The following is a 13,205-nucleotide window of genomic DNA, read 5'->3' on the forward strand; positions in this document are numbered from 1 at the left end:
CCTATCAATTGAAGGATGCCAAGCCACAACTGAATATCACAAACGCGGAGTTTAATGCGATTACAGTCATGGCTCGTTAAACCGATCTCAGGTTAGTTAGTTAGTCTTAACAAAAAACCGGCACTAAGGCCGGTTCTGTTTTGGGTTGATGCAAATCACTACTGCAACGATTTATCCCTGATTGCTTTAAATTCTTTACCAGGTAACCAGTTGGGCCAGTTGTGGCTGTTCGCTACTTCTAAGCCGACCTGATAAAACAGAAATAAATCCTGCTGCGAGCCGCGTAAATCCCATTTGGGATCGAACTCGTCATTCACTTTATGGTAGTAATCCGTGACATAGTTTTTACGTTGCTGTAAGCCCCAGTCTTTACCATGGGCTACGCTGTCGATGCCACCACGGGCGTACAACATAGGCACACCTTTTTTCGCCAGATTAAAGTGATCTGAGCGGTAATAAAAACCATCCTGTGGTGTAGGTTCAGGCGCTATATAACGGTTTTGCTTTTTAGCGTATTTATCCAGTATGGGTTCCAGCTCTGAGCTGCCGTAACCAAACACCATCACATCCCGCATAGGGCCATAGACATTCATAATATCCATATTGATACCGGCCACTGTTTTATTCATCGGAAACAACGGATGTTCTGCATACCAGGCAGAGCCCAATAAACCACGCTCTTCCACCGTGACCGCAAGAAAAGCGATAGAACGTTCTGGCGCCGGGCCTTGCTTAAACTTCTCAGCCAGCGCTAATAAGGCAGCCACACCACCGGCGTTATCTTGTGCGCCGTTAAAAATTTTGTCGTCGCTGCGGCTGAAGTCCAGACCAAAATGGTCCCAGTGCGCCATATAAATGACAGCTTCATCCGGCTTTTTACTGCCAGGAATAAAACCTATGACATTATTGGAATCAATTTCACGCAGGTTGTTTTTGATACTGATACTGGCTTTGGCATGCAGTGGTATAGCTTTAAAGTCAGGCTTTAAGGCTTTAGCTTTCATCTGTTTTAAGCTGCTGCCATTGGCGGCAAATAAGCGCTCGGCGGCGTCCAGCGATAACCAGCCTTCCACTTCGGCTTTGTGCATATTTTTATTGGCATTGGCCAGTTCAAAACGGATAGGACTGGTGCCTGCCACAACGTTCCAGCCGTAACTGGCGGCGTCAGTTTCGTGCACTATCAGCACCATAGCAGCGCCCTGACGGGCCGCTTCTTCGTATTTGTAAGTCCAGCGGCCATAATAGGTCATGGCATTACCGGTAAAAAGTTTGGCATCCTGAGTGGCAAAACCCGGGTCATTCACCAGCACTACTACTGTTTTGCCTTTTACATCCAAATCTTTGTAATCGTTCCAGTTGTATTCAGGCGCCACTATGCCATAACCGGCAAACACCATCTCGCTGTTCTCCAGCTTTATTTCAGGCAGCATACGGGTTGACCAGGCCATCATATCGGTTTTATAACCCAGAGTAGCTGCGGTTTTATCCCCTGTTAAAGTCATGCCAGATACAGCAACAGGATCAATTTGCACCACAGGCACAGCCTGACGGTAACTGCCGTTTTTATAAGGCGTTAAACCCATACGCTTAAATTCAGTTTCAAGGTAAGCCACTGTGCGCTTTTCACCTTCAGTGGCAGGAGCGCGGCCTTGCATTTCATCCGACGCTATTTTCTCAAAATAGCCGGAAAAGTTCGGGTTAAAGTCGGTTTGCAGTAGTTCAGGCTCAGTGGCACTGGCGGTAAAAACCAGCCCCAAAGCCAGGGTACTTATTAACTTATTCATAGCTTTCCTTTTAAAAAAATAAGGCAGAGTCGATGCTCTGCCTTATGATCTTTTATTCACCTTACTTCTCTGCCAGAGAAACATCCCGTATAGCTCGGAACTCACGGCCTTCGAACCAGTTTGGCCACTGTTCAGAGTTCGCCAGCTCGTTACCTACCTGATAGAACACATTCATATCCTGCTGCACACCGCGTAAATCCCAGCTGTCGTCAAATTCGTCAGCGGCTTTGTGGTAACAACAGACATTGTATTCTTTCTTCTGAGCAGCGCCCCACTCTTTGCCATGTTCAAAACTGTCGATGCCACCTTTAGCGTACAGCATAGGCACGCCTACTTTGGCCAGATTGAAGTGGTCTGAGCGGTAGAAAGAACCATGCTCAGGACTTGGCTCAGGTGCCACATAACGGCCTTGCTGTTCAGTGTATTTGGTCAGAATGCTTTCCAGCTCTGAGTTGTTATAGCCAACCACCACCATATCTTTCATCGGACCATAGACGTTCATCACGTCCATATTGATGCCTGCGACTGTTTTGTTCAGCGGGAACACAGGGTTTTGTGCATACCAGGCAGAACCTAATAAACCACGCTCTTCAGCCGTAACAGCCAGGAAAGCCACTGAACGTTTTGGTTTAGGCGCTTTCGCAAAATGTTCAGCTAAGGCCATGATGGCGGCCGTACCACTGGCGTTGTCCTGAGCACCATTAAAAACTTTGTCTTTTGGATTGGAGAAATCCATTCCTAAGTGATCCCAGTGCGCCATATAAAGCACCACTTCGTCTGGCTTTTCTGAACCTTCGATATAACCCATTACATTGTTGGACGTTAGTTCACTGATATTATTTTTCACTGAAACCGAAGCTTTCACTCCCATAGGCACAGCTGCAAAGTCTTTACTCAGCGCTTTTTGACGCATAGTGTCAATATCAGTGCCCATAGCAGCAAAAAGCTGCTGAGCCGATTCAGTGGTCAGCCAGCCTTCTACTTTGGATCTGTCCATATTTTTATTGGCATTGATCAGATCAAACTTCGTAGGTGAACCACCTGCTACAACCTGCCAGCCATAAGAAGCAGGTTCAGTTTCATGGATAACCAGCGCCATAGCAGCCCCCTGACGGGCGGCTTCTTCAAACTTATAAGTCCAGCGACCGTAATACGTCATGGCATTGCCACTAAACAGATTTGGATCTTTGGTGGCAAAACCCGGATCGTTAACAAACATCACTACGGTTTTACCTTTGACATCCAGGCCTTCATAGTCGTTCCAGTCGTATTCTGGTGCTACTATGCCGTAACCGACAAACACCAGTTCACTGTCTTTGACTTCAACCTGTTCCGTCACTTGCGTGGTCCAGGCCATCATTTGTTCTTTGTATTTCAGCTCTGTAGTCAGCTTGTCGCCCGACAGTTGCATGCCAGACACTTCTTTAGGATCAATACGCACTAAAGACACAGGTTGCAGGTAGCTATCGCCATTAATGCCCTTTAAACCAATGCGTTTAAATTGTTGAGAGATATAGTTTATGGTTTTTTCTTCGCCTGGCGTGGCAGGCATACGGCCCTGAAATTCATCAGAAGCCAGAGTTTTTAAGTAGTCTTTGTACGCTGAGTTAAACTCAGTCCCCATCAAAGCACTGGCGGCTTTGGTTGGTTCAACTGCTGCTGTGGTCGCGCTTTGCTCTGGTTCAGCTGGTTTAGAACAAGCTGTTAAGGTTAAAGCGGCCATCATGGTCAGCGTTGTGGCTGAAAACCAAAATGGTGGTTTCATAACACTCCCGGATTATTATTGTTTTGTTTATCTATATAAACGGACTCTTCGATACTAACCAAGACAGCTGCAACGCACCAGATCAGTGGTCGCAGCTTTTGCCCCGTTAAAGGAGAAATGGCGCTCGTTCAGCTTATTTAGCCGCGCCCCAGTTTGCTTTTGGTAAAGCAACGGCTTTAGTTAAATCAAAATCCACACGAAATTCACGGCCTTCGCGGGTTAACCTGTAGCTAAAACTTTCGTTTGGGTATAAATACATATGCCAGGTATTGCCGATAGACTGTGGCATTTTAGTTTTGATAAACAGATTTTTTGAATAATCATCAGCAGGGAAACTCTGAGCTTCAGTCCAGCCAGGAGTCGCAGTGTGGCCACCGTACATAGTAGAGATGTCATCGCTGCCATCTTCATGTTTATGCTGATGCTGCAACTGAAGACCATCAGCTGTTTTAGTAATAATCCAGGTGCGTGAACGGTTTTCACCCACCACAAAAGGCACCTGAATTTGTGTGTCGCTGCAGTCGCGCACATGCATCACCATACCGCCGCTAAAAGCTGCACTTGGCTGATTATCCAGCGTGGTTTTACCGGCAAAAGCTTTACCACAAAGCGATTTTAACTGATCAAAAAACTGCAGCTGTGCCGGACTTGGTGCCGCAGCAACAGATAAAGACGTAAGGCAAGCAGCTAAGGTAAAGGTGTTGATAAGTAATGTTTTTTTAGTTATGTACATCAGTGGACTCCTTTTTTAGTCACAGCACTATACCTTTATTAAAGGCAAAAACGCAAAGCGCAACAACAACAGGAAAAGTGATGCAAAACTTAATAGACGCAAAGTTGCTGATGAAAGTATTCAGCAAAACAGAACAACAGGGCGAGCCAGTGGACACGCCTTTTGGCAAAGGTTTTGAGCTGGACGGTATGACTGTTGCCAGCGGCTTTGATGGTTACGACTTATATTTTATGGCTGATCAGGTGACTGTCACTTTAGGTTTTCATCAAAAATATCATATAGATGCAAAAGATGAAGAGCATATAGAGCAGTTTATCCAGCGTTTAAAACGTATAGATGCTAAATAAGTCTGACCACAACTGCAAACGTATGCAGCCTGAGTTCAGTGCCAATTGCCTGTGTTAGCATAAGGAAAAACGACATGGATACAGACGAAGATGCAATTTTCTATTTATTCCAAACCCAGCCGCAAAAAAGCCTGGCTGCTCAGCGCTCTGGCGATCGCTTTATTAGGCTCCTGCGGTAAAGCGCCAGTGCAAAACCAGAAACCAGCTACAGAAGTTAAAAAAGCGGCAGAAAAACCAGCCCCGGCACAAGCCGAAGCTCAAACAGGCAAGGTTGTGGTGTATCAGCTATTCACCCGCTTATTTGGCAATAGCAACAACACAAATCAGCCCTGGGGCACTATTGAACAAAACGGTGTCGGCAAATTTAACGATATCAATGAGGCTGCGCTGAAAGGCATTAAAGAACTGGGCGCAAGCTATGTCTGGTATACAGGCATTTTGCACCATGCCGTGATCCGCGATTACAGCGCTTATGGCATCAGCCACGATGACCCTGATGTGGTGAAAGGCCGCGCTGGTTCTCCTTATGCAGTCAAAGACTATTACAGCGTAAACCCGGATTTAGCAGTAGATCCGGCTAAACGACTGGAAGAATTTCAGGCCCTGATCAACCGCACTCATGCACAAGGGTTAAAAGTCATTATTGATATAGTGCCCAACCATGTGGCACGTCATTATCAATCACTGCATAAACCTGAAGGTATTGAAGATTTTGGTGCCAATGACGACACCAGTGTGGAATACAAACGCGATAACAACTTCTATTACGTGGTCGGTCAGCCTTTTCAGGTGCCAAAACCACAAAATGGTTATCAACCTTTGGGTGGCGAAGCGCATCCACTGTCTGACGGTAAATTTGAAGAAACCCCGGCGAAATGGACAGGCAACGGCTCTCGTTTAGCTCAGCCGGATTTTAACGATTGGTACGAAACCGTAAAAGTAAACTACGGCGTCAAACCAGACGGCAGTTACGACTTTGATAGCCTGCCTGCCGACTACGCCACTAAATCTGTACAGCAACACGCTGCCTTCTGGCAAGGCAAAGACGTACCCAACTCCTGGCTGAAATTCCGTGATATCACCTTCTACTGGCTGGATAAAGGCGTAGACGGTTTCCGTTTTGATATGGCCGAAATGGTGCCGGTGGAATTCTGGAGCTTTTTAAACTCCAGCATTAAAACAAAGAACCCCAATGCCTTTTTATTAGCTGAAGTCTATAACCCGGCCTTGTACCGTGACTACATTCGTTTAGGCAAAATGGATTATCTGTACGACAAAGTGGAAATGTACGACAGCCTGAAATTAGTGATGCAAGGCACAGGCAGCACTGATGCTATCGCCAGCGTACAACAAGGTATGGCAGATATTGAACACCATATGCTGCACTTTTTAGAAAACCACGACGAGCAGCGTATTGCCGCCCCTGAATTTGCAGGTGACGCTAATAAAGCCAAACCCGCTATGGTGGTGTCAGCTTTAATCAGCAGCTCGCCAACTATGTTGTATTTTGGTCAGGAAGTCGGTGAATCAGGCACTTTGGATTCAGGTTTTGGCGACCCAAGCCGTACTACTATTTTTGATTACGCTGGCGTGCCCGCTCATCAAAACTGGTTAAACGACGGCAAATTTGATGGTGGCAAACTGACTGAAGAACAAAAACAACTGCGTGAGTTTTACGTGAAGTTAATGACCTTATCAGCCACAGAAGCAGTATTTAACGGTGCTTACCAAGAGCTGCATACGGTCAACAAAACCACACAAGGTTACACCGATAAAACCTATGCTTTCACCCGTTTTAACGATACAACCAAAGTGATAGTGGCCAGCAACTTTGCTTCTACAGCCACCAGTTTTGCACTCACACTGCCTGCAGATTTATTGCAACAATGGCAGCTGAGCGGTGGCGATGTTGAATTAAAAGATATGTTGTCTGAACGTAAAGCGTCTTTGAAAGTGACAGGTGATACAGCTTCAGTGCAAATCGACTTAGCGCCGCTGGAGTCTGTGGTATTGAAGTTTTGATTGGGTTGATTTGATTGGTTTTTGTAGCAAAACAAAAAGGCGTTTTTACGCCTTTTTGTTTTGAGATTTGCGCATTCTTCTTAGAAATTAAAGATCATCAGTGATACTTTGCAACGACGTAACTCTTGACATCAGAATTTTCAATTCAGCATTTGAATAATTGTCTAAATTGCTCTGAATAAAGTTAATAATTTCAGGGATATCAGCATCTTGCTTAACAAAAATATACCTAATATCTTTCGGGGTAAGTTTGAGAGAAAACCTGTCTTTTATCTTTAGGTTATAAACCTCTAATTGGGAGACATCAAAAAAAATCTCTTTGCTTAACCATTGTTGTATGTCTTCACTGTAAGGGACGTAACGCCATTCATTCTCTTGATAAAAATCTTTACTGATGAAATTTCCACCGATATTCATAGTTCCGTTCAATGGCTTAAAGTGCGATAAAATCACGTTCAGATCAGCTCCAAACTTTTCGTAGTAAACTGTTTTAGCAGTATGATCAAAATTCTTGTACATGTTAGTGACCGAGAAGCCATAGTTACTTGTGTTAGATAAATAAGAAACAGGATTCAAACGGCTCAGAAGCGCCCATTCTTTAGTGACGCCTATGCCATATGAGCCGTAAAAATCCACATGGTCTTTGATCCTAGATAGCGGAATGTCACAGAAACAAACCATAGGAAATGCTGTGTAAAAATTACTTTGCATATACCAGGTTAGGTCCTCTAAACAATACCTTGGCCAAAAACCTTCTGTAAGTATTTTTTTAACGAGCTCTAAATTTTTGGTGAAATGAAATAGTGTTTGAGACTTTGGCTTCATTGGATTTCTCGTTCAATAGAAAATGTCCGGACTGAAAGGTCAGCTGTCGCAATGTGTCTAACAAAAATGCTATCACTAAGTCCCCAAAATACAACGCCCAATAAAGCGCAGTAAAGCCAATAAGTGAGCGACCTAAACATACAAAAGCTTTTACTACATGCAGCATCAGTCGCATCTGCTCTTTCGAGTGCCAGAGCAGATTGCAACTCTCAGATCCAGTCTTGTTTCTTGGCCCAAAAGATGTTTAACAATAACACCAAAGCCTCAAAAGGCTATCTCTGTGCTGATGTCTACTTACAAAACAGTGTTTTAAAAAGCTCTTCTGACTTTTTCAACCCTTCATCCGTAAAGACCACTGATTTTGTTTTGCTTATCGGGTCGAGGATAACCCCCTTTTAATAAAGCCGGTTTGTCACATCCCAATCCAGTTGTTTCCATGCCCGGCGCTGTTCATGCAAGGTCAGATAAAGCAAAGCCAGGGCAGCTTCGTCTATTTTATCTTCATCAATATCCATGGTCTTCTCCACTTTGGTGTGCTGAAAAGGAGTTTAGCCGCACTTCGGCCGGCTTGCACAAACCAGCTGGCCTAATACCACTGTCTGATATATCAGACAAAAAACAACAAAATATCTACTTTGTGACTAATATAATAGACAAAAGCCATTCAGCTCGCTTTTATGCAGCTAAACCCTTGGGGACTATTACCATGACAAATACAGCACCTAAAACTCAGCCTTATAAAGACAGATTTGAGCTTAAAAACCAATTGATCAAAGACATGCTGGCAGGGCATATCAGTTTAGGCCAAGTGGGGAAAGCCATTCGTACTCAAGGCTTACAGATGTCACAAACTGAAGTATGCAGCTTGCTGGGATTAAGCCGTCAGGTGGTCAGCGATATTGAAAATGATACAGGCAATCCACGACTGGATAGCCTGAGGTGTTACTTTAAGTTAATGGGGCTGGAGATAGCTTTGCTGCCACGCCAGCGCACAGAGCTGGATGAATTGCTGAAAAACTAAAGCGCCCTGTGGTACGGACACTTTAGCGTTCAACCAAACAATGATGCTTTCACTTTCAGGCTAAACGAAAGTAATTCACATGGCCTGCCAGCCTGCTGGCAATCTGCTTTAGTTCTACACTGGAACGGGCGACCTGATCGGCGGCGCTGGCGGTCAGCTCTGTTGCACCTTTAATTTGCATTACATTACGGTTAATGTCTTCTGCCACTATGCTTTGTTGTTCGGCTGCACTGGCAATTTGCTCATTCATTTGATTTAAGAGATTCACAAAACCTTTGATTTTACCGAAGGACTCCAAAGCACCTGCTGCAAAGTCTACTGTATGACCTGCTTGTTTCTGGCTGCCAGCCATGGCACTGACAGTAGCTTGCACTCCTTCGTGCAGGCGACTGATCATGGCCTGGATCATTTGAGTGGAGTCCTGAGTACGGCTGGCCAAAGTACGAACTTCATCTGCCACTACCGCAAAACCACGGCCTTGCTCACCGGCCCGAGCTGCTTCTATGGCAGCATTCAGTGCCAGCAAATTCGTTTGTTCTGCCACACCCCGTATCACTTCCACAACCTGGCCTATTTCGGCGCTTTGAGCTGATAACAGCTCTATCACGCTAGTGGTCTGGCTGACGTCTTTGGATAGAGCCTCAATGGCGGCAATAGTTTTTGCCATCACCTCGTCACTTAATTTCAGATTAGTTTCAGTTTCATTGGTTTTTTGTGCTGCGTTCACTGCATTTTGCGCAACATCGGCCACTGAAGTACTCATTTCATTCATAGCGGTAGACACCATTTCTATTTCCTGGTGCTGCAAAATCAACTGATCTGTGGTTTTTTCACTGCTGACAGCCAACTCGTCAGCAGCCTGACCCAAAGCGCCGGACGCCAGTTTTAACTCCCCCACTATGCCGGATAACTGCGCCACCATAGCGCGCAAGTGATGCAATAAACTGGAGTTGTCCTGCTGCTTTAATTCAATTTGAATATCCAGCTCTCCGGCCGCCACTTTACGCACTATCATGGCCGCATATTCAGGTTCTCCACCTAAATGCCCAAGGGTATGACGCACTATCCAACTGGCGGCTGTGATAGCCGCCAACACAGCCACCAAAGTTAAAATACTGATCAACCAGACTTCCTTGCTATACAACTTTTCAGAGGCCAAAAATTCAGTTTCCGCCACCTGCAACTGCAAGTTCACCAGTTCGGTAATTTTTTCGCTGATAGGGTCGATACTGCGATACAAAGGGCCATTAAAATCCTGCAAAGTTCCACTGATATCCCCGCTTTGTTGCTGTAAAAACAGCACCAATTGCTTGATATCAGCATCCGCATCTTTAAACAAAGCTGAGGCCTGGTTAGCAAGCTGTTGCTCTTCTGCCGTCAGAGTTGTAGCTATATAACTTGCCCACTCAACATTGATCTGCTGTTGTGCTGTGTGCACCTGAACCAGCGCCTGCTCTGAGGTTAATAAGCCTGAATGGGCCTTATTCACTGCATCGATCACCGAAACCGCATATAAATCCGCGATATTTTTTAAGCCTTTCAGAGGTACTACCCTGTCCAGATAGACAGTCTTCAATCCCTGATTCATGCTGTTCATTGCAAGCAAGCCTGTAGCTGCTAACAACAGCATCAGGAATAAAGGGATGGCAAAAGAGAATGACAGACGAGCGGCTAAACCAAATTTTGTTTTCATAACAGACTCCGATTCCGTTCAGGCGAATGATGACCCTATGGCACAGGCGAAACCCGGGCGAGCCGCAAGGAAAATTCCATAGTTGGTTCAAGTCTAGAAGTTGTTTGTATTAGCGCAAGAGCTGATTAACCTTTGTAACAAATTAACAAAACTTAATCAGAAGGCGGTGATATTGCAGCAGATCCAGATTTAACTTTTTGTAAGTGTTGATTAAATTTTTCTATCAGTTGCTGATTCGCTGGTTCTCGCCGCAAAGCCAGATGTAAAGTTTTCAGTTCAGTTAAGCTGCTGTTAAATTGCACTTTGCCTGACGCTAAGCGTTTTACCTCAGTATCGTGCTCCAGCAAATAGAGCAAAACCCTGCGGTCTATGACCGCCAGATCCAGCCGGCCCAAGGCTACTTTCAGAACATTGAGCCTGTCAGATATCGCCACCTGTGGTTTGAGTTGCCCTGTGGCTATCATCTGGTCCACTTTAGCCAGATTGATATAGTCCTGCACTACACCCAACTGGTATTGAGGCAAAACAGTAAAACTCAGCTGGCCCAGAGGCTGAGCTGTGGCTTCGACAAAACCCAGCTCGCTGCTGCCAAGACTATCCGACAAAATAAATTTTGGGTTATAGGTTTGATATTCGGGGAAATAACCTGCATACAAGCCGTCGGTTTTTTCACTGGTCCTTATGGCCCTGGACCAGGGCAAAAACTCGGTCTGTACGTCCAGTTGCATAGAGGCGAATACTTGCCTGAGCAGCACTGTGGTTTCACCCTGCTGTTCAAGTTGAGAGCCAGTGTAAGGCGGCCAGTCTAAACTGGCCAGCCTGACAGCTTCTGCAGCCTGACCCCACAGAGGCAACAGACAAAGCCAGCCCAGGTAGTTCTTCACTATGTTCCTCAGCAGCGCAATTGCGCCAGTTGAGAGTCCATGGCTCCGGTAATACTATCAATTTCTTTGCTGATCAACAGGTTTTGTTTAGCCAGTTGATGCAAAGCTTTAGTGGCATCATCTATGGCTGTAATGTTGCGGTTAATTTCTTCACTGACCTGATTTTGCTCCTCCGCAGCTGAAGCCACCTGGAAAGCATTATCCGCTATGCTGGAAATACCAGCAGTGGCCAAAGAGAGCTTTTCATAAGAGCTTTCGGCTTCCTGCAAAGTACTGGTGACTTTGTCGGTATTGGTATGAATTTGTTGTACCGCCGCAGCAACTTGTTGTTGCAACCCATGGATCAGATTTTTAATTTCATCTGTTGAACTATGAGTACGGGCTGCCAGTGACCGCACTTCATCGGCCACCACAGCAAAACCACGGCCCTGTTCACCAGCCCGCGCTGCTTCAATAGCTGCATTCAGTGCCAACAAATTAGTTTGTTCGGCTATGGCCTGGATCACATCAATAATGCCATTAATTTTTTGGCTGCTTTGTGCGACTTCATTCACACCCTGACTGGTGTGGCTAAATTCAACAGACACAGTTTTAAAAGCTTCCACCGTATTCTGAAACAAATGATTAGCGTCCGTTAAGGCTGCCAGTGATTCCTGTGCCCCCTGTGCAGTGCTGCCCGCCAGATTAGCAACTTCATGTGCAGTGGCTGACATTTGATGCATAGCTGAAGCCACGTTTTGAATTTCACTGGCCTGAATACTGACAGAGCTATTGGTTTGATCTGTGGTTTGTACCATCTGCTCCGACTGGTACTGCATCAGTTTAGAAGACTCTTTTAAGTTATTGATCATCGATCGTAATTTGGCGGTGAACAGGTTAAAACCATCCGCCATATCATTGAGTTCCTGATGCTGACTTTGCTTTAATTGCCGGGTCAGATCGCCTTCAGAGCCTGCCAGCTCTTTCATCAGCACACTCATATGTAAAATGGGCGCTGTGGCGCTTTTTAAACCCAAAGCCATTAACACCACAAAAGCTAACAATAACACCAGACCTAAACCAATCATGCTTTGAGTGGTTTGGGCTGAGTCTGCATTCAGCTGATCGGCCAGCTGAATCGCCATAGCCAAAGCCGTGGCTTCAGGCACTGCGACCACAACTTTCCAGCCCGACTCTGTACTGTCGAGTTTGATGGGCTGTGTTACCAGCATGGAATCTTTGTACAAGCTGACGTCCGCTTGTTGCTGTTGTAAATGTGCAGCTAAATCCGCATCCAGCACTTTAATCGACTGGCCCAATTGAGCGGGATACTTGTTACTGGCAACCACAAGCCCATATTTACTAATCAGATAAAGTTCAGCTTTGCCACCATAAAGCAAATCAGCCTGAGCCTGTAATAGGGTTTGCAACACAGGCAGGTTTAAATCTACCCCTGACACCCCTCTGAACTGGTCCTGAGTCACCACCGGATACACCAGTGAGGTCAGCAGCACCTGATTGCCAGGCGCAATTTCCCATAAATAAGGCTCCATCAGACAAGCTTTTTTGCTGTCCTTGCTGCATAAATACCATTCGGCTTCACGTACGCCATACTCGTTTTTTGTATCTTTGTACTTCACCTCTGGATCTGGTGTTTGTACAAACTTCAGTTGATTTTGCTCACGGATCCAATAAATCTCCATAGAACCGGTTTTAGAACTGTGATCATTCGCGATGGAATACTGGCTGTCGGCACCATCATAGCCATTAGGTTCAAACTGACCATACAAAGACGAGATACCAGGGTTACTGCCCAAAATATGACCCGCCATCGCTTTTACCTGATCACGACTATAAGGTGTTTGACCGCTGCCTGAAGCTGAGCCGGATAACACTGCAGCAAAGTTTTTCGCCGTATCAAAATTGCGATCCAGTACGTTACTTGTTTCAAGCGCTGTGCGCTGTGCAGCTTCGGTCAGAATTTGCTCGGCCAAGGTGCGAACCGACTGAGTCAGTCGGGTGACAGCAGAATCATTGCTGCTGGTCATCGAATACCAGCCAATAAAGGCCATACTGCCAATACTGATAGCCAATAAAAGTGCGACGCCAAAAGTGAGTTTAAAACGTAAGGAATTCAACTGCATCATCTTCA

At 45.5% G+C, this 13,205-nt stretch carries 10 protein-coding genes and 1 pseudogene; 3 read left to right on the forward strand and 8 right to left on the reverse strand.

The genetic code is table 11. The features are described from left to right. Nucleotides 1-158 precede the first annotated feature (158 nt). The 3 genes from J2W69_RS15380 to J2W69_RS15390 form a co-directional block, all read right to left on the reverse strand. Complete coding sequence (locus J2W69_RS15380; RefSeq protein ID WP_310280111.1) at nt 159-1,784, reverse strand: M28 family metallopeptidase; 1,626 nt, start codon at nt 1,782-1,784, stop codon at nt 159-161. Nucleotides 1,785-1,845: 61 nt separating this feature from the next. After that, the gene (locus tag J2W69_RS15385; protein WP_310280112.1) at nt 1,846-3,549 is read right to left on the reverse strand and encodes a M28 family metallopeptidase; all 1,704 of its coding nucleotides are present in this window, start codon (nt 3,547-3,549) and stop codon (nt 1,846-1,848) included. Nucleotides 3,550-3,682: 133 nt separating this feature from the next. Continuing rightward, nucleotides 3,683-4,282 carry a hypothetical protein gene (locus J2W69_RS15390; RefSeq protein WP_310280114.1) on the reverse strand — a complete coding sequence of 200 codons (600 nt, stop codon included), beginning with the start codon at nt 4,280-4,282 and terminating at the stop codon, nt 3,683-3,685. Nucleotides 4,283-4,362: 80 nt separating this feature from the next. Between J2W69_RS15390 and J2W69_RS15395 the strand changes: the two genes are divergently transcribed. Then, a complete protein-coding gene (locus tag J2W69_RS15395) occupies nt 4,363-4,629 on the forward strand; it encodes a DUF3081 family protein (RefSeq protein ID WP_310280115.1) in 267 nt (88 codons plus the stop codon). A 90-nt stretch (nt 4,630-4,719) separates the two neighbouring features. Then, nucleotides 4,720-6,651: an alpha-amylase family glycosyl hydrolase gene (locus J2W69_RS15400; RefSeq protein ID WP_310280117.1), complete on the forward strand. Its 1,932-nt coding sequence runs from the start codon at nt 4,720-4,722 to the stop codon at nt 6,649-6,651. An 87-nt stretch (nt 6,652-6,738) separates the two neighbouring features. Here the strand turns inward: J2W69_RS15400 and J2W69_RS15405 are convergent, their stop codons facing one another. Both J2W69_RS15405 and J2W69_RS20705 read right to left on the reverse strand, forming a co-directional pair. Further along, nucleotides 6,739-7,476, reverse strand: coding sequence for an abortive infection system antitoxin AbiGi family protein (locus tag J2W69_RS15405; RefSeq protein WP_310280119.1), 738 nt, complete (start codon nt 7,474-7,476; stop codon nt 6,739-6,741). Between the two features lie 290 nt (nt 7,477-7,766). Then, nucleotides 7,767-7,991: pseudogene (locus J2W69_RS20705) on the reverse strand (DUF6429 family protein). 191 nt (nt 7,992-8,182) lie between these two features. Between J2W69_RS20705 and J2W69_RS15410 the strand changes: the two are divergent. Then, nucleotides 8,183-8,497: a helix-turn-helix domain-containing protein gene (locus J2W69_RS15410; RefSeq protein ID WP_310280121.1), complete on the forward strand. Its 315-nt coding sequence runs from the start codon at nt 8,183-8,185 to the stop codon at nt 8,495-8,497. A 55-nt stretch (nt 8,498-8,552) separates the two neighbouring features. Here J2W69_RS15410 and J2W69_RS15415 read toward each other — a convergent pair whose 3' ends face one another. The 3 genes from J2W69_RS15415 to J2W69_RS15425 all read right to left on the reverse strand — a co-directional run bounded on the left by J2W69_RS15415 (nt 8,553) and on the right by J2W69_RS15425 (nt 13,197). Further along, nucleotides 8,553-10,190, reverse strand: a complete 1,638-nt coding sequence (locus J2W69_RS15415) for a methyl-accepting chemotaxis protein (RefSeq protein WP_310280123.1) — start codon at nt 10,188-10,190, stop codon at nt 8,553-8,555. Between the two features lie 152 nt (nt 10,191-10,342). Beyond that, nucleotides 10,343-11,074 (reverse strand): substrate-binding periplasmic protein, encoded by a 732-nt coding sequence (locus J2W69_RS15420; RefSeq protein ID WP_310280124.1) that lies wholly within the window; start codon nt 11,072-11,074, stop codon nt 10,343-10,345. An 8-nt stretch (nt 11,075-11,082) separates the two neighbouring features. Continuing rightward, nucleotides 11,083-13,197, reverse strand: a complete 2,115-nt coding sequence (locus J2W69_RS15425; RefSeq protein WP_310280126.1) for a methyl-accepting chemotaxis protein — start codon at nt 13,195-13,197, stop codon at nt 11,083-11,085. Between the last annotated feature and the right edge of the window lie 8 nt (nt 13,198-13,205).

The sequence above is a fragment of the Rheinheimera soli genome (assembly GCF_031457405.1).
GTDB classification, from domain to species: domain Bacteria; phylum Pseudomonadota; class Gammaproteobacteria; order Enterobacterales; family Alteromonadaceae; genus Pararheinheimera; species Pararheinheimera soli_A.